At 57.1% G+C, this 26808-nt stretch carries 10 protein-coding genes; all 10 read right to left on the minus strand.

Annotated features, from left to right (window positions below; all coding sequences use genetic code 11):
• Window positions 1-25: 25 nt before the first annotated feature.
• The 10 genes from HU806_RS20605 to HU806_RS20650 are packed head-to-tail and all read right to left on the minus strand — an operon-like array spanning window position 26 to window position 26673.
• The gene (locus tag HU806_RS20605) at window positions 26-1609 is read right to left on the minus strand and encodes an ABC-F family ATP-binding cassette domain-containing protein (RefSeq protein WP_186613842.1); all 1584 of its coding nucleotides are present in this window, start codon (window positions 1607-1609) and stop codon (window positions 26-28) included.
• Window positions 1584-2411 (minus strand): 4'-phosphopantetheinyl transferase family protein, encoded by an 828-nt coding sequence (locus tag HU806_RS20610; protein WP_186613844.1) that lies wholly within the window; start codon window positions 2409-2411, stop codon window positions 1584-1586. Before HU806_RS20610 ends, HU806_RS20605 begins: the two co-directional genes overlap by 26 nt.
• A complete protein-coding gene (locus tag HU806_RS20615; RefSeq protein ID WP_186613846.1) occupies window positions 2408-5173 on the minus strand; it encodes an alpha/beta fold hydrolase in 2766 nt (921 codons plus the stop codon). The genes HU806_RS20610 and HU806_RS20615 overlap by 4 nt, the downstream gene beginning before the upstream one ends.
• Window positions 5174-5190: 17 nt before the next feature.
• Window positions 5191-12432 (minus strand): SDR family NAD(P)-dependent oxidoreductase, encoded by a 7242-nt coding sequence (locus HU806_RS20620; protein WP_186613848.1) that lies wholly within the window; start codon window positions 12430-12432, stop codon window positions 5191-5193.
• Between the two features lie 33 nt (window positions 12433-12465).
• Window positions 12466-13020, minus strand: a complete 555-nt coding sequence (locus HU806_RS20625; protein WP_186613850.1) for an isochorismatase family protein — start codon at window positions 13018-13020, stop codon at window positions 12466-12468.
• A gap of 48 nt (window positions 13021-13068) precedes the next feature.
• The gene (locus HU806_RS20630) at window positions 13069-14481 is read right to left on the minus strand and encodes an FAD-dependent oxidoreductase (RefSeq protein ID WP_186613852.1); all 1413 of its coding nucleotides are present in this window, start codon (window positions 14479-14481) and stop codon (window positions 13069-13071) included.
• 30 nt (window positions 14482-14511) lie between these two features.
• On the minus strand, window positions 14512-15360 hold the full coding sequence (locus HU806_RS20635) for an ACP S-malonyltransferase (protein WP_186613854.1): 849 nt from the start codon (window positions 15358-15360) through the stop codon (window positions 14512-14514).
• A 13-nt stretch (window positions 15361-15373) separates the two neighbouring features.
• Window positions 15374-20983 carry an SDR family NAD(P)-dependent oxidoreductase gene (locus tag HU806_RS20640; protein ID WP_186613856.1) on the minus strand — a complete coding sequence of 1870 codons (5610 nt, stop codon included), beginning with the start codon at window positions 20981-20983 and terminating at the stop codon, window positions 15374-15376.
• Between the two features lie 30 nt (window positions 20984-21013).
• Complete coding sequence (locus tag HU806_RS20645) at window positions 21014-21820, minus strand: polyketide synthase dehydratase domain-containing protein (protein WP_273018695.1); 807 nt, start codon at window positions 21818-21820, stop codon at window positions 21014-21016.
• Window positions 21817-26673, minus strand: a complete 4857-nt coding sequence (locus HU806_RS20650) for a beta-ketoacyl synthase N-terminal-like domain-containing protein (RefSeq protein ID WP_186613859.1) — start codon at window positions 26671-26673, stop codon at window positions 21817-21819. The genes HU806_RS20645 and HU806_RS20650 overlap by 4 nt, the downstream gene beginning before the upstream one ends.
• Window positions 26674-26808: the final 135 nt, after the last annotated feature.

Below are 26808 nucleotides of genomic sequence, written 5' to 3' on the forward strand. Positions count from 1 at the left end.
GGTCGGGTAATGCATCAAAGGGCGTCTAGACATTGAGATGGAGTTCGGCATCCAGATGAATGGCCTGTAGGAAGGTGCAGTCGTGAGAAACCACGACTAAGGCCCCTTGGTACTGGTTGAGCATTTGCTCAAGCGCGATTCGACTGGGCAAGTCCAGATGGTTGTCCGGTTCATCCAACAACAGCAGTTGTGGTGGCCACCGTGAATACAACTGTGCCGCGAGCGCTATTTTCAAGCGTTCGCCACCACTCAACTGATTTGTCTTGAGCATCGCCCGATCCGCATCGATGCCCATCTGCGCCAACCGGGTTCGCGCCTCGGCTTCGGGCAACTGGGGATTGCTCTCGTGGAGCCATTGCACTGCCGCGCGGTCGGGGTACTGCAACCCGGCGTGCTGGTCCAGCCACCCGATGTGACAACTGCGTATCAGCTCGCCTTCGCGCGCAGGCAGTTGACCGGCGATGACCCGCAGCAGGGTTGATTTTCCGCTACCGTTGGGACCCAAGACCGCCAGACGCATAGGCCCCGTCAAGGTCAGATTGACAGGCGTAGCGGAACCAAACGGCAACACGATGTCAATGAGCTGCAATATCAGCTTGCCGTTGGGCACCGTGCTTTCAGGGGACAGCATCATGCGCTGGATTTCAGGCGCACATCGCGCACGGGCCTCTGCAATTCGTCGTTGCTGCTGCTCACGGGCTACCTGTTGATTGAGGCGCAATTTCCCCTGACTGTTTTCACTGCGTTCTTTCTGGGCGTTGGTGATCAGCTTGGTCTGATTACCATCACGGGCTTGGCGATCGCCTCGGGCATTGCGCCGTTGCTGACGCTCCATCTGCACGACCATCTCTCGTTGCTCACGCTTGGCCTGCGCCCGCTCCCCTTGCAATGCCGACTGGAACGACTGCTGCTCCTGCTCGCGTGCCACCGCATACTGACTGTAGTTGCCGCCATAAACCCCCAGCCCCAACGGTGAAAGCTCGATAATCTCGTTCACGTGCTCCAGGAGCCCGCGGTCGTGGCTGATAAGCACCAGACCGTTGGGCCAACAATCGATCTGCTGCGCAAGCTTGTGTTGCTGATCAATATCCAAGTGGTTGCTGGGCTCATCCAAAATGAGCCAGTCAGCCTTGGACAACCACGCTCCCAGCAGCGCCACCCGTTGCCGTTCGCCGCCACTGAGTGCATCGGTGCATGCGTGGCCATCCAAGTGACCCAGGCCGATCTGCCGCAGTTGTGCCTCAAGGCGTGCCGCGCAATCCCATTGATCGACCACCAGCGAATGGTCATCATCATCGACGCTACCTTGGGCAATGCGATCCAGTGCCGCCAGAATGTGGTCGACCCCGGCCAGCGCGGCGACACTGGGATAGCGCTCGGGTTCCAGTAATTGCGCCACGGCGTAAACCCGTCCTTCTCGACGTACGGTGCCGCTGGTGGGCCGTTGTTCCCCCGTTATCAGCCGACCAAGCAGTGACTTGCCGCAGCCATTGGCACCCACGATGCCTGTGGCTCTGGCGCTGAAGGTATGGTTCAAGTGATCGAACAATACGCGCCCGTCGGGCAGATTGAACGACACTTGGTCAAGTTGGAGTAATCGTTGGGTCATGAAGCCTCCTTGGACAATCGGCCCAATGGTCCCTGAACCGCTCCCTGGTGCTGCGAAAAGCATTCGGCGGACGGGCAATGATCGTGAACACGGCGCCTGCCCACATTTGAAAATAACCTTCGAACAGCATGCCGGACCTGATCGACGTCGAGAGATCTTGTGTCACTTTCAGCACCAGACGTCCTGAGGGCCAATGTATCTCGACCAGGCGCACCGCATCGAAATCAAAATAACAACCAACTTGAGGAAAAACGGCTTTGAACAGACTTTCCTTAGCTGAAAAAGCTAGCGTCAACATCTGCTCAAAAGGCCCCTGCACTCCCAGGTAACGGGCCTCCCGGCGGTCGACGATGGTGGCGCTAATTCTGTCCGCGACCTCTGGTGCCAGCCAGTTCTCCAGGTCCAGGCCCAGCAATCCGACCTCGCAAGACTTGGCCAAGCAGCTGACAGCGATGGTCGATGTGTGACTGATCGAACCAACCCAACCGCTCGGCCAGATCGGCTGACGATGAGCCCCGGAGCCAAGCTGTACCGGTGTGACATTGCGCTTGGTCCACAGTTGCCGGCTCAACCAGCGCCCCGCCAGGTATTCGGCCTGGCGGCTTCGCACAGAGCGGACAACATCTGGAGGAAAGTCAACACCCGCACGGGGGTACAAACCTGGGTCGAAGCGCTCCAAGCTAAAGCGCCCCATGATCGCCGTAACTGCCGACAGGCCCGTGTCTAACGACTTTATATGGGTAAGGAACCCGTCCAATGCCCATTGGCTCGGGTCCTGTTGGGTACAGGTCAGATTATTCAAGGTTGCCGAGCCTGTACAAAGTCGAGCAACAGCTCATTGAAACGCCGCGCGGCTGTCAGCGGAATGAAATGTCCCTGATCGGCAAACACCTCCAGTCGGGCGTTAGGCAATTGCTGTAACAGCTTCGCATCCGCCCCGGCGATAACTACGTCCTGCTGACCATGAATAATCAATGTCCGCACAGCAATACTGGGAAGTTGCGCACTGAAATCCAGTTGCCCGAGCATCTGGTAGTAACAACTCAGCGTGCTCATCGACGCTCCGGCCCCGACTTGCTCGGAGATGCTCTGTCGAGGCTCAAACAAAATATCTAAGTAATCAGCATGAGCTTGCAATTCAGCATTCAGCTCGATGGTTTTACCGAAAATATCATCGCCAAAATGTGCAGCAGTGCTAATCAGGATCATCGACTCGACCATTGCCGAGGCTCGACGACACAGCGCCAATGCGAGACAGCCTCCCAAAGACCAGCCCACCACGGGGACGGGCTGGCCGTCGAGCTGTTCATTTATATAGGCCTCGATCTCCAGCACCAGCCCTTCAAGGCTAAAATTCCCCTCATCAAGCGGGGTCCCATCATGACCGGGATACGACGGGATATGCAGGATGAATCCCTGACGCGTCAGAACATTGACTTGTTGCATCCAAGCCTGCGCGCTCATGTTCAACGGTGGCAGCAACACGATGGCGCGTCCTTGCCCTGTTTGTGTCCAGACCATTGGCGACCGGCCTATCGGTGCGCCGCCATCCTCCCTGAAAGCGACTGGCGAAACGGGTTGTATCCCCTCCAGTGCCTGGGCCAACGCGGCGATAGATGGAAAGTCGAAGACGTCGTGAAGCTGCATCCGGCTGGCGCCGCCCCCTAATCGACTCAATAGCTCAATCAACGAAATCGAATCGACACCGTAATCGCGCAACGAACGGCTGGTATCAATGTCGGCCTGATCGAAACCGAGCAATCGCGCCAGATCACTTTTCAGCGTCTCAAGAACACTCCCTCGCCGCGGGTTCGACGTAGGACTGGGCGTTTGATCAGCGATCAGTCCGGTCCCCACCCAGTAGGACTTGCGATCAAATGGGTAACCCGGCAGGTCGATTCGGGGGTATCGAGCCGCATGCTCGGTGCCGTACAGCGGCAGGTCGACACCCGCTAACCATCGCTGCAAACGTTCGATGAGCACGGCGTCGGCCAGGCCCTCGACTTTTGAGCAGCCGACGTCGAGCTGCTCTGCCGGTGTTGCCAGCCATTGCTGCAATTGCGCCATCAGGGCCTCGCGAGTCGAGGCCGTGACAGCCAGACGCAGACGGTATGGCTGGCTTCCTTTACCAAGCGCCACGCTGAGCGCTGCCAATTGATCATTCGACAGCCCATCGAGAATTCCAAACACCTGCTGGACACGCGCATGAAGGCTGGCAGAGGATTGTGCGCTGATCAAAAAAGCCCAGGGGCCGTGGCTGTTCTGCCGCTCAAGCTGGCGCCGCTCCGGCTTGCCGAGCACGAGGTGAGCGTTGCTGCCGGTAAAACCGAAGGCACTGACACAAGCATAGGTCTTGTCCGACGGCCAGGGGACGGCCTGCTCGCTGACCTTGAACCGATCAAGGTCCAGAGTGCTATTGAGGGAACCCGCCAGAGGCTGGGCCGGAATAGTGCTGTGACGAAAGATCAGCAGGATCTTGATCAAACTGGCGAGCCCGGAACACACCAGCGTGTGGCCAATGATACTTTTCGAGGCGCCCAGATAGACATCGTAAGGTTGCGCCTGGGCACGAAAACTACTGACCAAACCTGCCGCTTCAATCGAATCCCCCAAGCGTGTTCCCGTACCGTGGGCCTCGATGAATCCGATACGCCCCACATCAATCCCGCTACGCTCGTAACAGCCGGCGATCAACGCCGCTTGAGCCTGGCAGTTGGGCGCCATCATCCCATTGCTCATCCCGTCGTGATTCAGGCTGATCGCCTCGATGCTTGCCAGAACTTCCAGCCCCAGTTCCTGGGCCTTGCTGGCGCTCATCAACATGATTGCTGCCACGCCCTCGGCCGGTACAAAACCGTCGGCTTCGTCACCAAAGGCGTCACAGTGCCCACGCGCCGACAACATGTTCGAGCGCTGGGCAAACTCGAATATCTCCGGCGTGGAAAACACCGAGACCCCGGCCACCAATGCAGCCCCGCATTCACCGGCACGCAGTTGTGAAACGGCAATCTGCAAGGCTGTCAATGACGAGGAACAAGCGGTATCGAGGCTCACCGAGGGACCATGGAAATCGTAGAAATAAGACAATCTGCCCGCCAACGACGACGTGGCGTTCCCGAGAAAGCTGTGGCTGCTGAAAGCCGTTTCAGGCTCCTGGGCCAGCAAAAATTTATAGTCCCCGGGCAGGCCGGCGCAAAACACCCCGCACATCAAGTCGCGCAAGGTCTGAACCGGGACACCGCAGTCATCCATCAGATGTTGCACGGTTTCCATCAGCAACCGTTGCTGTGGGTCCATGCAGCGCGCTTCGTTGGGCGAGATGCGAAAAAAACCCGCATCGAACTCGTCCACATGAGCCAGCAAGCCACCATGTATCGTCGTCCCACACAGAGACTCCCATCGCATGACCGGTGCAACGCAACGCTGACCGACCATCAGATTTTGCCAATAAGCCGACAGCGATTCGCTGCCGGGCAGACGGCATGCAGCCCCGACAATCACCATTTTTTCGGCCGGTTGCGGTTTCAGATGTGCCGTTATGTTATGTGTCTCATCCGTGCGCATATTCTGCTCCTGTGATATCAGCGATCGCCCAGCCGAACCTGTGAATCATCATCAAACCAGTACCGGCGCGTATCGAAGGCATAACCGGGCAAATGGAGCCGGCCAGCTTGCGGGTACAAGGTCGACCATTGCACCTGTCCCCCATGCAAATACTGTTCGCGAAGGTCCGGCCATTGCCCGTCGATTCCAGCCGGCTCGTTGCCTCGTACGACGTGGTAAACATCCGGCGTCTGCTCCACGCGCAAGGCATGTAACAACGCATCGATGGTTCTAACGCTCCAGGCCAGACGATATTCAAAATGTTCGCGCCCGGCCCCAAGGGTGAACGCGATATCAGCCAAAACCTGTGACCGCCCCGGTGGCGAATCAAGGTGACGGAACAAGGCTTCCTTCATTGCTAGCAGCGAGTCACGACTACGCGCAGACAAGACGATCAGATGCTCCCCATGCGTCGACGACGCTTGTGCAGTGGAGGCCGGTGGTTCCGAAAGGACCACATGAGCATTCGTCCCGCCGAAACCGAACGAGCTAATACCGGCGACACGATCGCGCCCCTCCCAAGGCGTGTTGCGATCCAGCACCTGGAACGGCGAGTTCTCGAAGTCAATGTAAGGATTGAGCGTACGCAAATGCAGGTTGGCCGGCAGCACCCGATGTTTGAAGGCCAGAATCACCTTGAACAGTGACGCTATGGCGGCGGCCGGCTCCAGATGACCGATATTGGTTTTGACCGAACCGAGCAGAATCGGATGGGTCTGGCCTGGCGCCAGCGTGTGCCAGGCGCCCTTCAAGGCATCGATTTCCACCGGATCGCCCAAGCGGGTTCCCGTGCCATGGGTTTCGATATAACTGACTCGAGCAGCCAGTGAGGGCGTGTAGGCGGCAAACAACAGACGCTTCTGCGCGTTGGGGTTGGGCGCCGTCAGCGAATGGGCCCGCCCCCCATGATTCTCCTCGGCGGCCTCGATCACTGCATGAATGCTGTCGCCATCGCGGCGAGCATCGACCAGACGCTTGAGCAACAGACTTCCAACCCCCTCCGCACGAACGTAACCATCGGCTTCACTATCGAACGTGGCGCAACGAAAGTTCGGTGATAGCACGCCCATGCTCTGCGCCGCTTCGGTCATGTCGCTGTCGATCAACAAGCTGACCGCACCAGCCAGCGCGTAGTCACACTCCCCGCGTTGAAGCGACATGACAGCACGATTCACTGCCACCAGTGCACTCGAACAGGCGGTATCTATAGACTGACTCGGACCTTCAAAATCGAATAGGTAAGACACCCGATTGGCCAGCATCGCATGAGCATTCCCGGTGGCAGCAAAGGGATGAAAACTCTGTCCTGAACGCTGCAGCAGAGTCTGGTAATCACTGAACTGAACGCCGGCGAAAACCCCCACGCGCTTGAGCGAGGACGGCGTGTAACCGGCATCGAGCAAAGTGTTGTAGCACGCTTGCAAAAACAGTCGGTGTTGCGGGTCCATTAGCATCGCTTCGCGCGCCGATACCCCAAAAAAACGCGCATCAAAATGTCCGATTTCGGCAATGGTCCCCGCATGCCAGGCTTTATCGGGCCAACGTTCAACTTTTTTGATCGCACTGCGATTGGCTATCAGTCCCTCCCAAAATCCAGCTAGATCCTTGCCGCCGGGCAAGCAACCGTCTATGCCGATAATCGCAATCCGTCGGTCATCGGCCTCAGCAGCGCTGACCGATAGCATCATTGGGGTCGACGAAAGGTGAGCTTGCAGCTCCGGTGCCGAGACCGGAGCCGACACCTGTGCACCCCGTTCATGCAGATATTCGATTAGCTGCAAAACTGAGTTGTAGGTGAACAACGTGCTTGGGGCCATGGGAACATTGAACTGTTCCTCTATGCCTTGCGCCAGTTGCTGCAACATGACCGAGTTCAAACCCAGGTCCCCAAAACTGCATCGGTCGTCGATGTTCTGAGGGAGCAAGCCAGTCAATACACTCACCAGTGCCTTGAGCCGAAGCTTGAGTTGCTCCAGCGTAGCCACGGCGCGCACTGCGCCGGGTTTCAGCGCTGAGTGACTGCGCAGTCCGTCGGGAGTGACGCTGCGACGGATTTTCTCGCTGTCGCCTACAAACGGGGCGACCTGCGTTACGCTCCCGTCCGCCCCATCAATCAGCCTCACCAACAGGTCGACGCCTACGGCGGGGGTCAACGGCTGAATGCCATAGTTATCATGAAAATAGCGCCCGAGAGCGACTAAGACCGGGTCGCCTGTGCCGTCCCACAAAGGCCAATTCACCGACAGGCTCAAACCACGCCGATGACCTCGGGTAACCTGCCGCTGACGGCCATAGGCGAACAGGTCCAGATAATGATTCGCCACAGCGTAATCGGCCTGGCCTACATTGCCGAACAATCCAGACATCGAGGAAAACAACACGAAGAAATCCAACGCCACATCGGCGGTTGCGTTATCGAGATGACGCGCGCCGCTGAGCTTCACAGCTATCACTTTCTGAAAGTCTTCCAATTTTTTGTTGCGCAACAGCCCATCGCTGATGATGCCAGCAGCATGCAGCACTCCGTGCAATGCACCATGTCGGGCAATGACCGACTTGATCAGGTCATTCACTGCAACGCTGTCGCCAATGTCAGCGCTGATGTAGTCGACGTTCGCCGGTGCAACCAGTCCGCCAAGTCTGTCTCGGGTTGCTTCCCCTGCGGCGCTGCGACCGACCAGCACCACCGTCGCATCGAACTGCCGGATCAAGCGCGCTGCAACGGCCAGCCCGATCAGGCCCAAGCCCCCGGTGATCAGGTAGACGCCCTTGTTACGAAAACGACTACCGGTCGCCGCTGGCCAAGGAACTTCACGAACTCGGGCCTCCCAGCGCTCACCGGCCACATGCCGAGTGGACTTGAAGCCGTCATTGGCATTGGCCAATTCGCTCAGCACAGATACCAGCAGCTCAGGCACACGTTCAAAGTCCTGGGATGCGACGGTCATCGACAGCAGTTCGAATTCGGGTTGTTCCATCTGCAGCACGCGAAACAGTCGGTTCACGGCCCCAGCCGCGGGCGTCGGCCATACATCCTGGCCTTCTGCATGGACAAACGCCATCCGGTATCGCGCACCAGCAGCAATGATTGCCTTGGCCAGCGCGAACTGCCAGCACGCCCATGCGGCCTGCATGTCTTCATCGGAATTTTCCAGCAAATTGATCAGCCATGGCAGTTGTTCCGCATAACCAAGGGCATAGCGTTGCAGGACTTGCCGACAATCGTCGATCGAATCGCTGCGTACTTGGGCAAAGTATTCGTCCAGACGCAGACTGTCCCCAAGAGTGACCACTACGATGTGCGGTTGGCCGATCAACATGCGAGCCTGTGTCGGGCTGCAAAAGACAACGGCGCCCTGCCCTTGCGCGCGGGCCAATGCACGAATCGGTTGCGGCTCCCAAACGGTTTGAAAACACACAGGAGTCACGGTCTCCGCCAGCGCCGGAGCGATCTCGTGCGCGGACGTCGGAGTAGCATCTGCAATCCCCGAGTTGAAGAGTTTATCGTCCCAATACGATTGTTCTTCGAAGGGATAATGAGGTAACGACACTAGCCTGGGGGTGTCGTGCAACGCCGCAAAATCAATTGTTTTGCCCGCCAGGTAAGTTGCCTGAAGGGGCGCCAACGCAGGCCGCGATGGATCGATACTTGGCACTTTGGCAGCGCTATCAGCCAACTGTTGTTTAAAGCTCGCCAGGCTGTCGGCAACAAAACAGGCTCGGTGGCTAAAGTGCTCACGGGCAACGCCCAAGGTATAGGCAATAGCTGCAAGGCTGGTTTGCGGATGTTGTTCAACCCAGGCGAGCAAGTCATTGATTCGGGTCTGCAAGGCTAAGGGGGTGCGCCCCGAAACAGGCAACAGACAGTGCGCTTGTAGCGCTGGCGCATGTTGCGTATCGATGTACTGCTGAACGATGACATGCGCATTAGAGCCTCCGGCACCGAACGAACTGAGTCCGGCTAGCAGCGGCGTGTCCGCGCTCCAGGGTTCGATGGTGCGCGGCAAGCGAAAATCAGTGTCGGCAAGATTCAACCAGGGGTTTTCGATTTCACAGTTAAGCGTCGGCACCCGCGACTGGTGCTGGAATTGCAACAAAATTTTCGCCAGGCCGGCCAGCCCGGCAGCCGATTCAAGGTGACCGATATTGCTCTTGATCGAACCGATGCAGCGTCGCTCGCCCTGACGCGTGCCATATGCTGCAGTCAATGCATTGATCTCGATCGGATCACCCAACCGGGTACCGGTACCATGAGCTTCCACGTAATCTATCTGGCCGGCGTCTACGCCGGCCTTGCTTAACGCCTGGCGAATGACCTGTTCCTGCGCTCTTGCCGAGGGTACGGTAAAACCGCTGGAGCGCCCGCCACTGTTGAGCGCAGAGGCTCGAATGACTCCATGTATCCGATCCCCGTTGGCTTGCGCGCGAGCCAATGGCTTGAGCATCAGTGCGATGGCCCCCTCACCTGGCACATAGCCGTCAGCCTCGATACCAAAGCTGTGGCACCGTCCGCTGGGGCTCAAGAAACGCCCCGCCGACAATAGCTTGAACTTGCCCGGATGCGGCATGATATTGACCGCACCGACCAGCGCCTGAGTGCATTCGCCACTGCGCAAACTATTGATGGCCAGATGCAGAGCCGTCAGTGATCCTGAACACATGGTATCGACGCACAGGCTCGGCCCCTGAAGATTGAAGGTGTATGAAATGCGGTTGGCTATTGAGGCAAATGAATTGCTCGTCACTGCACTGGTGGCGTTGAGGTTTTGGTAATGGCCGAACATCGCTGCAGTGAAAACGCCAGTATCCTCCAGCGGATCGGCAAAATGCCCGGAATCTTCCAAGGCATGGTAGGCCATCTCCAGCAGACGCCGCTCTTGAGGGTCAAGACGTGTCGCCTCAATCGGTGTGATAGAAAAAAACACCGGATCAAATTGCTTGGCCCGCCTCAGAAAGCCACCATGACGGCCATAGCTCGCGCCCGGTTGCTTCGGGTCGGCCGAATAATCGAGCTGCCAGTCCCAGCGTTGCGCGGGGATCAAGCTGATCGCCTCGGATCCGGACTTCAGCAATGCCCACAACTGAGCCAGATTGTCTGCGCCGGGAAACTCGCCGGCCACACCAATAATCGCGATGTCATCAGGCCTATAGTGAGCACTCGCATCAGGCACAACATCGGCCACGGGATCGACTACTTCCTCCGCCGTCACGGCTCCCGAATCGACGTCCGGTGCCGTCTGCACTATAACTGTGCCCAGCACGGAGGCAACCTGCGCTGGGTAGCGATCCATCAGGAAACGTACAATCTGACTGATGTTCGAATACTCAAACAACAGCGTTTTACTAATGCTGACCGGCTCTTGAGTCGACAAACGTCGAGCCAGTTCAATAGCAATGTTGATACTGGCCACCGAGTCCAGGCCACGCTCAAGTAGATTGTCGTCTACCGACGGGTCAGCTATCCCGCTGAAGCGTCGAACCACCTCTTGTACCCACTGCGCCAGGCGCGCCTCAAGATTGACCTGCACGACAGATGCCGACGCAATCGTCTCAATGGCTAGCAACGGCGCCTCTGACTCTTGCACAGGAAACGCCGCAGCCAGCGCCCTAGGCTGGGAGCCAAGCAAATAATCGCTCAACGCGGTCACCGAAGAGTGATCGAAAATCAGCGCCTTGCTCAGAGAGACAGCGACGCCTGTGCCGGCCAATCTATGTTCTATCGCCGAGACGATGCTGATAAGCGCCGACGACGTCACGCCCAGTTCCACCAACGATGCGTCATGCGATACATCGCGCAAGCCGCTGTAGGTAAAAACCAGTGAACCAATCCACTCCCTGATTCGGGCCAGTGAGGGTAAGCCCGCAGCCGTGGATGCATCAGTAACACCTTGTCCACCACCGGTAGGGTTCAATGTGCCCAGTACCGAGCGGCTGCCCGCGAAAGCCACCAACCGCGGCGCACTTTGCTCAAGGATGGTCCGCAATGCTGCCAATCCCTGCTCATCCGACAAGGGCAGTAACTCACTGCTGCCTTCGGCCATTTGCATGCCCTCGGAAGCCCACAAGCCCCAGTTGATCGACTGCCAGCGTGCACGACCGGCTGGTGCCTGACGACTGACAAAATCGACCAACTCATCGATAAAACTATTCGCAGCGGCATAGTCGGCCTGTCCGACATTGCCCACCAACCCACTGAGGGAACTGAAATGGCACACGAAGCCTGGTTGTATCAGTGAATCCAGTGCCCAAAGATTCAGGCTGCCGGCAATCTTGGGCAACAGCACACTCTCGACATCGGCAGTGTTCTTGTTGATTAGCAAGCAATCAGCCGTCGTACCGGCCAGGTGAAAAACCCCATCGATTGCGCCATAACGATCCTTGAAATGCTTCAGAGCACCCGCCAGTGATTGCCGGTCCGCCACATCAGCCTGCACATAAGAGGTTACCCCGTGTTCCCGGAGCATTGCGTGTTTCGCGTCATCCACCGAGGAACGTCCGATCACACAAACCTTGGCTTGATACTCACGGGCCAACCACCGACAAAGCAGTCGCCCGACACCACCACCGCCCCCCGTTACCACGTAGCAACCGTTGTGACGCAAGGTGGATTCCGGAATCAATTCGACACGGTTGCCCACAGACTCAAGTTGCTCAAGCGTCAGGGCCTCTCCGTCAAAACGATACCGCCTGTCAGGCTGGTCCAGCACCGTGGCAATCGCCGGGATCAACGTCGATGTCAACATGCCCTCAACGGTCAACGATGCGTATCGTAGGCGGGTCGTTTCCCGACAAGCAGAGAACCCCAGACCATCGAGCACACTGGCTGCCAACGCGTCGCGACGACGCAGCCCTACCAGCGCAATAGCTCTGGGCTGGTTAATCAAGCCCTTGAGCAGGGCTAGAAAAACCCGCACACATCGACTGACCGCCGCGTACTCTTCAACTGCTGGCGGGCATTCGCCAGGCAATGCACAAAAGATGGTGCGCACACAGCTCGAATCAAGGCGCGACAGGAGTTTTTCCAGTTCGTCCGGCACAGCCAGACGTTCGACATCCGACTGAATGACCGCCAGCCCAGCGGCGCGACCCCATCGTGCAAACTCATCACTATCAGTCAACAGAACGCTGCCGCTCAACGCCGGAGCCGAACCGCAAGCCATAGGAGTCGGGACGAAATGACGCTTGAAAATATCCATATCAAAAATCTCTTGGGTAGACATCGAAGCAGGCTCGCGGGCAGGTCCTCTGCACGCTTAGCGGATGTACCGCCCATCCAGATACTTCATCGCCAGATCGATGTAATCGGGGCGCGTGGAATGCCGTATACATTCGAAGAAAAACATTTCCCGAGTCAGCACGCGTATGCCCGCCTGCGCGAAGTTGGCGAGTGCGTGTTGGTGATCGAAAAGATTGCGGGCGCTGCACGCATCCGCCATCACGTTGACCTCGTAACCCGATTCACGCAGCCCTAATGCCGATTGCAGCAGACATACATGCGACTCCGCCCCCGCCAGCACCACTTGGCGCCTGCCGGTAGACTCAAGCGAATGGGAAATCGAGCCATGCGAGTTGCAGTCGAACCAGGTCTTTTCGAGGTAAGAAGCGGTGCCCGCCACCTCTTTCAATGCCTGGGACGATGCCCCGAGTTTGTTGTGCTCGATAATCAGCGTCGGAACGTCGAGGGTCTGTGCCACATCGGCGAGCCAGCAACAGTTGTTTAGCACTTGCGTGCCTTCATGCAGTAACGGAATTATTTCCAGCTGCATATTGAAAATAACTACGCAAACGTTGTCGGCCTGGATCAACATAATGTAACTCCCTGTTAAATGATGTGTTCGCCAAGTTCCTGGGTCGGCTTAAAAAATGACGTCCTTGATGAACTTATGAGTCTGGCTCCTGTGCAGTGAGGAGCCTTTGGCTGCAGCGAACAGCAGATTGCCCAGTGTCGCTTTGAAGCGTTCAGAGGGTCGGTGTACCCCCATCAGGTCCTTGATGACATTGAACTGAATTGCGGCCAGGTTATTGTCGGCAAAGGGGTGATCGACTCCCAAACGATGAGCAATGACCAAGCCCGAAACCACCGCCCCTTCGTGGCCGGTCAGAGAGGTATCGGTGCCGCAATACCACAGTTTCCCAAGCCCTTGAATACGGCGATAACGCAACTTCTGGTAGAAATCAACCGGACGTAGTTTCGGCAACTTCCAATGCTGTTCATGAATCTGCCGTTCAGGACCGATCATCTGTTTGGGGTCGAACGTCACCAACACGGGCTCACGCACATGAGCATAGGGCGCCAAGGCATTGTTGATTCGAGTCAGTTGGCCATGATCCGCGCCATTGAGGCCTGGAGGTAGGGAAAATTCGCAGTACTCACCGCGCCTGCCTTCGACCAGCACCTGTTCATCGTTATGCAGCACACTGCGCGTCTGGACGTAGTCAAAGCGCGAAAGAATGTCACGTTGTGCTGCGGTTGGTGCTTCAAGCAACTTCAGGGTGACATCGGCGTGTGTGGCAAATACCACACTGTCAAACGGCTCAATATCGCCTTGTTCAGTTTCGACCAACCAGCCGCGACCAGTATCCTTACGCACTTGACGTATCGGGCAGGCAAGGCGCACCCGCTCGCCGAGCAATTCGCCAAGCTGGAGCAAGTAGCCATCGATGCCGCCCTTGGCTTTTCGCCAGACACCCGGCGTGAAAAAAGACAATAGACTCATGTTGAATGAGATCGCCACGTACATGAGCGTGTATTCCAGCGAAGGCGCATTACATCCGGAAAACGTCGTCAACAAGGGCAGCAACGCCTGCTGCTGGAAGGCTTCGGAGTAATTGCGTTCGGTCAGGAATTCGCCAATGTTAAGTTTCTTGTAACGCGGATCACCGTCGCTGAGTACCTTGGTCATGTCCAGATGAAAACGGTCGATCTCATCGGCCAACTCCCCCCTCAGTCGTCCCTGGCCATGGAGGTTGCTCCAGGTCTCGTCCTCTCCGGGAAATGCCGCGCGAAACGACATAGGCGCGATGTAGGTATCGATGCCTAATTGCTGCAGCATCGCGAATAGGTTAGGGGCCAGACGCTCGTTGAAATACTCCACCCCCATATCCACGTGAAGCATGTCCTCACCTACACTGAAATGGTGGGTATAGGCATGGCCGCCCAAACGCGGTCCGGCTTCAAACAATGTGACATCGTGCAGCGTATGTAGCTGCCAGGCGGCTGTCGTACCTGCCGCTCCGCCGCCAATAATTGCAATCCTTTCGCGTTTCATATCGACCTCGTCCGTGTCTTTAAGCACAGTTCAGCTATGCGCAAGCAATTGAGCCTTAAGACGGGTCAAGACCTGACCCGGTCCGATTTCCTCGAAAGCAATCTTGTCAAAGCGTGAACACAAGGCTCGAATGCTTTGGGCCCAGCGCACCGGCCGAACAAGCTGCAAGGCCATTTCTTCAAGCAAGTGTGCCTCCCCAAGACGTTCGCCACTGGTGCTGGAAATAACCTGTGTGTTGGGAGAGCCCAGAGGTTGTTGTTGCAGGAACGCGGCATAACTCAGCCGGGCCGGTTCCATGTAGCGGGAATGGAATGCCCCACTGACGGGAAGCCGCATGCAACGCAGGCTGTGCCGCTCCAGCGCTTTACAGGCTGCGTCAACATCCTCGGACTTACCACTTATCACCGCCTGCACCGGGCTGTTGTAGTTGGCGATATCTATTTGATGAAACTGATGTTCAAGCAATAACTCGGGCAACCGTTCGACGTTCTCGCCAATGATCGCCGCCATCGCCCCACCCTGCACCGCCGCCATCAACTCTCCCCTTTTGGCCACCAGCCGCAGACCGGTCTCTAGGTCAAAAGCTCCGGCGCCGGACAGTGCGGCATACAGGCCCAGACTGTGGCCTATCAGCAGTTGCGGCAGGTCACCGGATTGCTGCCGACGTTCAAGCCAGGCCAGGCAACTGACGAAAAAAATCGCGGGTTGTGTGTAAGCCGTTGAGTTCATGCGCGAGGAGTCTTCACCCTCGCACAAAGCGGTTATTGAGTAACCGAGAATGTCGTCGGCGATTTCGCATTGCAGTGCATAGCGGGCGAACAAATCTCGCCCCATGCCAGGGAACTGTGATCCCTGGCCGGGAAACATACCTATCAACATGAGCGTTCCTCTTTTAGTCCAGGTCGAAGGTCACGATCCGCGACGGTCTGTGAAGTGCCAAAAAGTCGCGGTCAATGCCTGTGGACCGCTCAGTTTTCAATGCACTTTTATGCACCACCACCGACGTCAGCTCACGCATGACAATCAGGGGGCGACCCTGGCCGTCACTGAAGAGCAAATCAAAGGTCACCGATCGATCATTGGGCTGAGCCGGGCGCATGACGCAGTGGCAGAACACCGCTTCATGTTCCGGAATGCGCAATACCCGACACTCGCCCAAGTGGTAAGGCACCAGCAGTTCGTCCGAGCCAAGACCTTGCAATTGCGGGATCAAAATGGCGGTTTGCAGACCGCCGTCAAGCAGTGCTGGCGATATCCGATACCCCCAGTCGCGCCCTGTATCAAGCAGTGTCCTGACGCTGGCCTGCCCCACCTTTGCCCAACGCAGAGGCCTCAAATCATCGCCGTACTGGTAACCCAGTCGAGTGAACTGCCGGTAAATCTCCTGATGCCCCATAAAGGTCGACGACGGTTCGGGCGCCGACCATTTCACCTGCGTGTTTTCGACAGTGGGTTGCAACAGTCCTTCGCAGTAAATCTGTGCGTGATCCAGAGAGCGCAATTCAAATCGCTCCCCGTTGACGTCCAGCAGCACGTCATCAAGATCACAGATGACACTGCGCCATATCACGGCTTTCAAGGTCAATTCGCGGCGGTTCTCCAGGCAGTGCACAAGCGCCCAGGCGGCCGGCGCGATTTCAGCACCAAGAATCGAGTGTTGGCGTACCAGATCATTGGCGTTATGGAACGCACTCTGTGTCGACCTGACCCACGACCGGGTTTTCTCGAATGGATAACCGGGCAGTGAGACGACCTCGCGCCGGGGAAAGAATGCGGGCCACGCAATGTCCTGCCCCGCTCTGAACGCCAAGATCAGTGCATCAGCCTGGGCCACCAGCAACCTACCGCTGCCGGCTACCGGTTGAGTCATCGACGGTGCATTGACCGGATCGACCACCGCAGGCGCACGCTGCTGCAAATCCTGACGCAGCAGGCTCAACAACTGCGCCTTGCTAGAAAACACATACCCCTGGCGATAGGCGAAGTGTTCCCGCGCACAACACAATGTGTAGCTGATCGCGGTGAGCGTCGGGTCGTGCTGCTCCAACCAGTCGTGCAGCGCGTCGATTTGACGTTGTAGACCCGCCTCGGTACGCGCCGACAATAGCGCAATGTTCACCTCGGTTGTCGGCTGGACCGCTGGCGCCGGTACTGACTGCAACACCGCGTGAGCATTAGCACCGCCCGCCCCAAAAGAACTGACAGAGCCATACAAGGTTCCGTGGGCCGGCAAAGCTTGAGGTTGCTGGACCAGATAAAACGGCGTGTCGGCAAGGTTCAGCAATGGGTTGATCTGCTGCGCATTGATCGAAGGGACCAACGCGCGAGCCTGCAACTGTTTGAGAGCCTTGATAACGCCAGTCATCCCCGCTGCCGACTCCAGGTGCCCGACGTTACCTTTGACCGAACCGACGGCGACTGAGCCGGCTGCCACTCCTTTGAACGCGCTGCTCAGGCCACGGATCTCGACCGGGTCACCCAATTCGGTGCCGGTGCCGTGGGCTTCAACAAAATGAATGTCGGCGGGCGTCAAGCCAGCACGTTCAAGAGCTTTACCGACAACCCTCGATTGCGCTTCAGGGTTGGGGGCCGAGTAACCGTTGGATTGACCACCGGCATTAACTGCCGTCCCGCGAATCACACCGTAGATACGGTCATTTGCACGAATCGCATCGGCATAGGGTTTGATCAGGATCGCGCAGATGCCTTCTCCATCAACGAAACCGTCCGCCGCTGAGCCAAACGGGCTGCAGGTGCCCGAACGCGACAGCATGTGCAGGCTGCAGAGCTGCTCGTAATGACGCGGGTTCACGATCAAGTTGACTCCACCGACCAACGCCTGGGTGCAGTCGCCGCTGCGTACCGCCTGACAAGCCAGGTGCAGCGCGGTCAACGACGCCGAACAAGCAGTATCGATGGCCATGCTCGGCCCTTTGAGGTCGAACAGATAGGAGACACGATTGGCGATGGACCAGAACAGCGAAGTTGGAGTCGGATCCGTCGGTTCTTCGGGCTGATGCCAGGCATAACCGCCATTCATCACCCCAACAAAGACCCCGGTTTCACTGCCCTTCAGATCACCGCGCCGGTAACCGGCATCGGTAAATGTATGATAGGCGTTCTGCAGGAACAGGCGCTCCTGGGGGTCCATCCGCTGCGCTTCAAGCGGCGTGATGTTGAAAAACTGGTGGTCGAACGCATCGATATCCCGCACAAATCCACCGATTGAGGTGTAGCTTCCCCCTTCGAGCGGACTGCGAGGGTTCTCAAAGCCTTCCAGCGGCCAGCGCTGGTCTGGAATAGAAGAGGTGCACCGACGCCCGGCCTGCAAACGGGACCAGAACTCCTGCACATCATCGGCATCGGGAAACTGCCCTGCCATACCGACAACCGCCAGATCATCGGCACGCGTCGGCGACGTTGCGTCCATGTCGGCGCCAGCGGAAAACGACTGCTCGGGCTCACTCAGTGACTCGTTAGCCACCGACACAGGCTCTGAAGCCTGTGGCCCGACGGACTCGGGGTAGTACTGCTCCAGGTAAGTAGCCAATCGGTCGACTGTTGGGTATTCGAACAACAACGTCGCCGGCAAGTAGCCAAAACGCTCACGCAGCGGTTTGAGCAACTCCAGAGAAATGATCGAATCGATACCGTATTCCTTGAACGGCACCGTGTCCTCCAACTCATCAGGCTCCATCAACATGGTCTCAACAATCACCTGACGTAGGAGCGCGCAAGCCGGGCGCTGCAAGGTTGGCGCTGCTGCGACGTTTACGGTTGGCGCTAGCGAAGGCTGCGCTGTCGGTGTTACTGCGCTTGGCGGTTGTTGTGTGCCCTCGGCGAGCGACAACATGGCTCTGGCTGCACACTCCGCCACCTCGCCGAACTCCGTCAGAAAGTGCCGTGCAAGACGTACGATGGTAGGGTGCTCGAACAACACAGTGGCCGGCAGATATCCAAGGCTTTCCTTAAAGGGTTTGAGCAACTCCATCGCAATCAACGAATCGACACCGTACTCGTTGAAGGGCTGGTCAACATCGATTTCGTCTTCATAGGCGTACAGCACATCAGCGATTATCCGACGTACCCAGTGTTCCACCGAAGCTTGGGAGTCGCCTGTAACGCCAGCGCTCGGGGTAGCGCCAGCCTTTGCCGCAGGCTCAATGGCGGCAGGCTCAAGCCTGGCAACAATAACCTGCTGATCCTCGGAACCGTGGCTGATCATTGTGCTGAATCCGGCCTCGCTGAGCAACGAACGCCAAGTCGCGGCGGCCACCAGAGGGCTGTTGGGGATCCGGTAAGGATCAACGCTCAGCCACCAGCCTTCGGTCAAGCCAAAGGTCAGCGTGGCGTAGTCCTGGCAAGACGTTATTTCATTAAGGATGAAAATGCCTCCGGGCGCCAGCCGGTCACGCACATTGGCTAGGGTTGCCGGGAGATCGGCGGTCGCATGGATAACGTTCGTAGCGATGATGACATCGTAACGCTGGTCACTGCTGGTCGGCTGCGCGATATCGCAAAGCTCGTAACGCACAAATCCATACGCGGAAAAACGGCTACGCGCCTTGTTCAAAAACGCATGGGACAGGTCAGTGAAGGTGTAAGTAGCCTCCCGCCCTTGCAATATCGGGAGCACGAACTGACAAGTACTTCCGGTGCCGGCGCCCACTTCAAGTAACTGCAAGGGTCGCGATTGTTGACGGGCAAATCGGTCTACAACCTGTGCCACGATGTTGTTGAAATAGTCCGCCAGGGGATTGTCCCGGTACACCGGCTCGACCAACGCGAAACTGCCTTCGGGAAACAACACAGTCAGCGGGTCGATTTCACCACTGAGTATTTGCGGGTAGCGCGCCAGGCAAGCGTCTAGCAACGCGACATGTCCGGCGCCTTCGGGAAACTCGCTCAACAGTTGCTCACGACTGGGGCCGTGGCTCCGTGCAATGGCCTTGATGGCGGCCACCAATTTGGCGTGTCGGGGCACCGTCACCACTGGAATTGTGATCTGCGCCAGACGGGCACGTGCGTAGTTTTGCAATCCCTGGGATAAACCAATATTGCGGCGCACGGTCTCACTGCCGGGGTCAAAGGCCGGAACAACTGCAGCCAGCAGTGATTGCGCAGCGCTCACTGGGCTCTCTATCTCAGCCTCGGAATGTGGGCTGATACGCAGCCGCTCCAACGCTTGCGTCGACGCCTTGACCACACTGATCTGGGGGACGGCGCTGTGCAACAATGCTTCGATGATCGCCAATCCTTCCGACGCCTCAATCGAACCGATCTGCAGCTTCTGCATGCGCTCACGGTAGAGGGGCGAGGCGACAATGCCGATAGACCCCCAATATCCCCAGTTGATGACTTTGGTGTTGATCATCAGTACGTCACGCAGCAATCCACCCAGCGCGTCCTTGCTGACACAGGCCGCCGTGTAATTGGCCTGACCGGCATTGGCAATGTAGGACTGGATCGAGGAAAACAGCAGGACGAAATCGAAGTTCCGACCACGGACTGCATTCAACAGATTGACCATGCCGTGCAACTTCGGCTCCAGCACACGCATCAATGCCTGCTCGGTCATGTTGCTCAGCACCGCGTCATCAAGTACCAGCGCTGAGTGAATAATTCCGTCTATTTCAGGATAACGCGCCAACAATGCCGTGACCGCAGCCGCATCAGCCAAGTCAGCCTGTTCATACACCACACTGGCGGTCAAGGGCCGCAGATCAGCGAGTAGTTCATCGGCGCTGGCGCGACGGCCGATGAGAATCAGACGGGCCTGATAACGACTGGCCAGATAATGAGCCAACATGCTTCCCAGACCACCAGTAGCGCCGAATATCAGGTAGGTACCACCTTGTTTAAAGCCTTTGGCTGTATCGACCGGTGCCAGCGATTGCGCGGCCAGAGTCTGTGTCCACCACTGACGGTCATCAAGGGTGATCGGTTGGCCGCTCTCGACCGGGAAGTGCCCATGCACGGCCGCCCGGAAATGCTTCTGGGTGAATTCAATCACCGAGAAACAGCGCACGTCCCAGCCGCTGAACTCCTTGGCCGCCGTCTGCCCGAGACCGATGTAGACACTGTCAACCGGATGGGTCGGCGCTTCGGCAGCCGGTGAAACGATCGACTTGACTGTCACGATATCCAGCCGCAGATGCGCCAGCTTGGCCAGCCGCTTGTTCATCTGCAGAAAGACTTTTATCGCCTGATCATCGATGCCATCACGCCAAGGCGTAATCGATATGAAAACAATACGCGAAACCGCACCGCTCTCGACCAAGTACCCTATCCGCTCGACGTTTTCGGCATTGAGCAGCAGCGACTGTGCATCGGGAAACCACTGTTTGAGCGCTTCGAAGGTAGCGACTTGTCGGGCCGGAATCACGACCAGAATGTCATGCTCGAAGCTGGCACGAGTGTCGGTTTGTAGCTTTGAACATTGCCACCGGGGTGCGTATATCAATGATGCAACCTGAGAGAACGGAAGAACGGTCTGGCTCATGTTTCACCTCCATATGAATATGATCTGTGCTTACAGAAGAGACGGTTTGACGCCCAGGTCGCGAACCGATATCAGCGGTCTGCCATCATGGCTGAGCACGCAAATGTCGGTTCGAAACTCAGTGTTTTTCTGGGTAGCGACCCAGTATTCATTCGTACGGCTGAAGTCGATGGGGGCATGCAGCACCAACGTGCCCAGCGAGAACGGCATCAGGCTACCGCGCTCGGTTCCAATGGAGATGGCCATGCCCGATTGAAACGCGCAGTCCAGTAGATTACTGAAGCAGAATCCGGCGCCGGCTTGTCTTGAAAGCAACGCCAGAGACTGTTGCTCGTGGATGCGCACTTCACTGATCTTTTTGAAGAACGGGCCGTAGTCGATCCCCATGCCAGCGAACTCGGCGTACACCTGCTGATGGTTGAAATACCGGTTGAAGTGCGCCCCCAGTCGCTCGCGAATGCACTGCCCCTGTGCAGGAACGTCCATTTTTGCAGGCTCAGCGCTGAGGCAACCCAGAGCATAGGTATGTTGCTGATCACCGACGGTAAACGCCAGACGCTCATCACCAACTGACTTGAACTCGATATTCAGTCGCGGGGACGGGACGTTGCCAAGAAACGGCCGCAGCCACAGACAGTCTTCCAGCGTGCTTGTCGTGAAGTGCGGAAAAAGCAACTTCGCGGCACTCAAGACCAGCTCCAGATAACTCACGCCGGGTAAGACCGGCATCGAGCGCACCTGATGATCGGAAAAACATGGATGATGGGGCGGCACGCAAAGTGTCGCAGCGTGGCCCCGAGCCTGAATGAATGGGGCAAAAATGCCCTCCCCAATCATCTTTCCGATTCCTGCGCGGCACGGCTCGGGCGTACCTGATCAAACCAGTAGTCGCGCTCATCGAAGCGATAAGTCGGCAAATGTACTCGTTGACCGCTTTCGCCCCTATGTATGCTCGCCCAATCCAGTGTCTCGCCCTGCAAGAAGCATTCTCTGAGGGCTGACAACGCCTCGTGCCGAGGCAAGTCTGCGAGCAGCGATACAGAAGCGTCGCCATTGGCTTGAGCGGCGGCACGCCATGAGGCCGACGGCAGTGCCAGTTGCTGCACCAAATCGGCGAGACTGCTGGCCACCCAGGCCAATCTGAATTCAGCCTGAGCACGACCGCTGTTGCACGTGTACGCAACCTGCTCCAGGTCAAAACGCAACAAATCGCTCTGCAATGTGAGGGTCAAAAAGTCTTTGAGCTGCTCACGCATGGCCTGCAAGGCTTTGTCGCTTGCTGCGGACAACGTAACCAGATAACAGGTGTGATGGTTGGCATATCGCTCACGCTGCGGCGCCTGGCCAACGACCAGGTGAGCATTGGCGCCACCGAAACCGAACGAACTGATACCCGCCACCTGCGGCGAAGGCCAAGGACGTGTTTGTGTGAGGATCGAGAACGGCGACTGCTCAAGGTTGATCAGTGGATTCAACCGGTTGAAGTGATGGTTCGCCGTCAGGGTGCTGTGCTGCATGGCAAGCAGCACCTTGGCCAGCGACGCGGCTCCGGCGGCCGGCTCCAGATGGCCAATGTTGGACTTTACGGCCCCCAGCCAAACCGACTGTTCAGGCTGGTTCGGGCACAGTTCTCGCCAGGCGCCCTTGAGCGCGTCAATTTCAATCGGATCGCCCAACAAGGTACCGGTGCCGTGGGTTTCGATGTAACTAACCTGCTTGGCGAGCCCGGGACTGTAGACACGAGTCAACAGCGCAGCTTGAGCCTCCGGGTTAGGTGCGGTCAGGGAGTTAGCCCGCCCTCCATGATTTTCACCGTATGCCAGTATCACACCATGAATGGCATCCCCATCCTGCTGGGCCTGACGCAAGGGTTTAAGCAAGAAGCAGCCCACGCCTTCCGCGCGGACATAGCCGTCGGCCGACTCATCGAAACTGGCACAACGAAACCGTGGCGACATGAAGTTGCCAGCTTGTAGTCCGTGGGAAATCTGATCATCGACAATCAGGTTGATGCCGCCCGCCAGCGCGACCTCACAAACACCCGAGGCCAGATCCTGACAGGCCTTGATCAGTGCACTCAGTGAACCTGAACAAGCAGTATCCAAGGTGAAGGACGGACCGCGCCAATCAAAAAAGTTCGACAGACGATTGGCCAGGATACTCAACGACGTACCGGGTAGGGTGTACGGGTTCGATGAGGTGGAGAACCTGGCCTGGAGCGTGGCGTAATCGACACCGGTTCCTGCGATGTAACAACCGGTTCGACTGCCGGCTAGGGCTTGCGGCGCGTAGCCGGCGTCTTCAAGTGCGCGCCAGGTCGTCTGCAAGAGCAGGCGTTGACGTGGATCCATACAGTTGGCTTCAAGCGGTGAAACTGAAAATAACCGGGCATCGAATGCCTTGATGTTGCTCAGAAATCCGGCTTGCAGAGGAGCCGTAAAACCGGGACGCCAGGCGCTGGAGATCAAATTCCGATTGTCCAGCAAGGCCTGCCAGAACCCCGGTGCTTCAAGGTCTTCAGGCATCAATATGGAATAACCGATGATCGCGATCTGATCGTCCCGTTCAATTCGGGTCGCTGGCTGCGGAGTCTTACACGACTGCTGGCTGTCGGCATCACCGTTTCGCGGGCGGTCCGACAGCTCTTTGCTGATGGCAGCCAGCGTGTTGAGGGCATAGAAACGATGCGGGGCGATACGCACTCCCAGTTCATCGAATAGCGCCTGAGACAGTAGATTGTAGGAAATCGAGTTCAGCCCCAGCCATCCCAGTGGCTGCTGTCGATCGTGGACATAGACCCCCAGGCAAGAAAGGAGAATAGCCCGGAGTTTGGCCTCGCGGCCCTCAGACTCGCAGGTTGATGGCCCCGGCTTAGCGGTACCAAAGGGCAGGAGGCTCAACAGCCCCAGCGGCTCGCTGGCCAGGCGCCGCATATCGACCTTACCACTGGTGGTCAGCGGAATCGCCTCCAGACGCAAGAGAGCAGATGGGATCATATAAAGCGGCACTGCTTTTTTCAGGTCTGCTAGGACACGTGCCTCATCCACTGCGGCGCCCTGTCCGGACCAATAAAAGCTGCACAAGTGCGGGACAGTGTCGGTACGTACGACCGTGAACACCTCTACTGGCCCCAGCAACGCCGCGAGACGCAGATTTATTTCGTCAAGTTCTATCCGATGACCATTGAGCTTGAGTTGACTATCGGCCCGCCCCAGATACGCCAACTGCCCCTCGCCGTAGTGCCTGACCCGATCCCCCGTACGGTAAACCTTGCCCTGGATGCCGGGAACATCGATGAACGCGTTGCGGTTGTCGGCATTCAAGTAACCCGGCGCCACGCAAGCACCGCTGATCAGCAGCTCTCCCGCCTGGCCGTTCGCGACAGTTCGCAGGTGTTCGTCAACGACGTAGAAGCAACTGTTGAGAATCGGGCGACCGAGGTAAATGACATCGGGGTTTTGGATGTGTGCACAGGAGGCCCAGATCGTTGCCTCCGTAGGACCATATAAGTTGTACAGCAGGTGCCGGTCCCGAAGCAGGAACTGCGCGATATCAGTCGTCAATGACTCCCCGCCGCAAACAATCGTCAGCTTGCGGGGACAGGACCATCGGGCATTCTTGAGTAATCGCCAGGAGGTGGGAGTGGCCTGGACAACCGTGGCCGCCGAGTCATTAATGTACCGAGCAAGTGCAGTCGCCGAACGCCGAGTCTCATCGTCGACGATTTCCAGTGTGCCGCCAACGACCAATGGCAGCAGCAGTTCGAGGATCGAGATGTCGAAGCTTATGGGCGTCAATGCAAGGAAATGGTCTTCCTCACAAAACCCCGGCTCAAACGTCATGGCCATTAGAAAATTTGACAAGTTGTTTCTGGTAGGTGCAACGCCCTTTGGAACACCAGTCGAGCCCGAGGTGAACAGGATGTAGGCCTGATCGCAGCCATGCACCCGCAGCGGCTCGTTACTGACGCTCGACAATAGCGTGGCGGCGTGAGGCAACTCGATCACCAACACGTCGGGATAGCGAGCCTGGAAATCTGCGACATCTACCTGTCCGTCGCTGAGCATAACCGCCAATCGCGTTGTCGCGAGGATCGTGTCCAGCCGTTGTTTCGGCAGCGTACTATCCAAAGGGATAAACGGGACCTGAAGCTTCAATGCGGCGAGAATCGCCACGGGTAGCCAGGAGGAGCGCCCCAGCATCAGACCGATACCATGCGGCAGTGCGACCTCCTCTACCTCCCTTTGAATCTGTCGGGCCAGATGCAGAGACCGATCCGACAATTGAGCATACGTCAGCACTTGTTGCGAAGACTGCACAGCGACTTTTTCCGGGCGCAACTGCACCTGTTCAAAAAAGCGCGCAACTACACTGTCGATCTCGGTCAGCCCCATTACGTCGCCGCACGCCGCCGGGCACAGGGATTGAGCAAACTCGATGTCGCGGATGGCAGTATCTCCATCGGCCACAAAGCTATTCAGCACCCGCATGAAATTATCCGCCCACTGGTTGACCAGCGCATCGGTAGCAAGGTTGTGGGGAATGTCGACACTCAGAGACAATCCCTCGATGCCATGATGGAAACTCACCCCTAGGTCGTACGCCCCACCGGTCGATGGCGTGTCAATCAGTTCAACCTTAAGCCCTTCCAAGTCGGGGGTAATGCTTGGCAACAGCCCCTCGGAATGATTGACCACCACATTCAGAACCGGACGATTACGATTCAGCCGCTCATCCGCCAAACCAAGCAAAATTTTGGTAGCCAGTAGCTGGTGTGGCCTGAGCACTCTGCGCTCCTGATCCACATGACTGAGATATTGTCGAGGCGACCACTCAGGATGATGTGGAACCCACAACGGAATCAGATTGGTGAAACACCCCAACGCATCCGGCTGCTGCCGAGCATCAAGCGTATGAGCAATGTTGATGCCTTTAAGGTCTTCATCATCGCTATAGCGGGCGATCGTCACGGCCGTCACCGCCAAGATCAGCCTGAACATCGTACTGTTTGAATCTTTGATATAAGCCTGGAGGGCAGCATAGGGAGATCCGGCCAGCGAACGTCTCACCGTAATAAACCGGGATGTATCTCGAAGATTCGCTTTGAGAAATGGCAACGTTTGACCGAGTGGATATTGACTCAACCGCTCCTTCCAGAAGGCAATACTATCGGCTGATTGAACTGTCGGAATTTCGGAAGTAATACACCGAGCGCGCAAGCCTTCACGAAGTGGATCAAACCTTTTTTGCCTGTATAGCTGGACCAGCAAATTACAGAAAATCCGGTAGCACTGTCCGTCGAAAATCAGATGACTGAACGTCAATCGAAGATAATGAGCATGCTCTGAACGCTTCGTCAAAGTGAAGCGAAATAATCGATTTTCCGGAAGAAATACCGCAGCAGCAGGCATAGCTCCAGAATCTTCAAGGCGACTAACCTCAACATATTCAAGTATATTTTTCGGCATGATCACCGGACAAACGTAAACACCGGACTCTTTTCTTATAAATTTATTAAAAGCACATCGATAGTCGCGACACATCAGAGTATATAACGCGCCACTCAAATCACTTACTGCTACATCGCCGTGAAGCAGAAAGCCGTATGACAGCGTACAACCAGGGTCATTTCGATCTTTTTCTATTCGATCGAATATAAGCTCCTCATAGCCACTCGCGAGCCTGCTCATATATTTCAGCCCTCCCAGCCTCTCGACCGTCACTCCGTTGATGCGCAATAAAAATAGTTACAACCAATCAATTAACAGACAGCAGCGAGCCTACAACATAAAAAGCGAACGAATCAACCAGACTAGAAAAAAATA

Origin of the sequence: Pseudomonas sp. SWRI154, assembly GCF_014268645.1 — a bacterium.
Classification (GTDB): domain Bacteria; phylum Pseudomonadota; class Gammaproteobacteria; order Pseudomonadales; family Pseudomonadaceae; genus Aquipseudomonas; species Aquipseudomonas marvdashtae.

Bases quoted from the DNA above. Each gene is read 5' to 3' on its own strand.
- HU806_RS20640 (WP_186613856.1), bottom strand. From the start codon at position 20,983: ATGAGCCAGACCGTTCTTCCGTTCTCTCAGGTTGCATCATTGATATAC.
- HU806_RS20615 (WP_186613846.1), bottom strand. From the start codon at position 5,173: ATGCGCACGGATGAGACACATAACATAACGGCACATCTGAAACCGCAA.
- HU806_RS20635 (WP_186613854.1), bottom strand. From the start codon at position 15,360: ATGTTGATAGGTATGTTTCCCGGCCAGGGATCACAGTTCCCTGGCATG.
- HU806_RS20605 (WP_186613842.1), bottom strand. From the start codon at position 1,609: ATGACCCAACGATTACTCCAACTTGACCAAGTGTCGTTCAATCTGCCC.
- HU806_RS20625 (WP_186613850.1), bottom strand. From the start codon at position 13,020: ATGTTGATCCAGGCCGACAACGTTTGCGTAGTTATTTTCAATATGCAG.
- HU806_RS20645 (WP_273018695.1), bottom strand. From the start codon at position 21,820: ATGATTGGGGAGGGCATTTTTGCCCCATTCATTCAGGCTCGGGGCCAC.
- HU806_RS20620 (WP_186613848.1), bottom strand. From the start codon at position 12,432: ATGTCTACCCAAGAGATTTTTGATATGGATATTTTCAAGCGTCATTTC.
- HU806_RS20650 (WP_186613859.1), bottom strand. From the start codon at position 26,673: ATGAGCAGGCTCGCGAGTGGCTATGAGGAGCTTATATTCGATCGAATA.
- HU806_RS20630 (WP_186613852.1), bottom strand. From the start codon at position 14,481: ATGAAACGCGAAAGGATTGCAATTATTGGCGGCGGAGCGGCAGGTACG.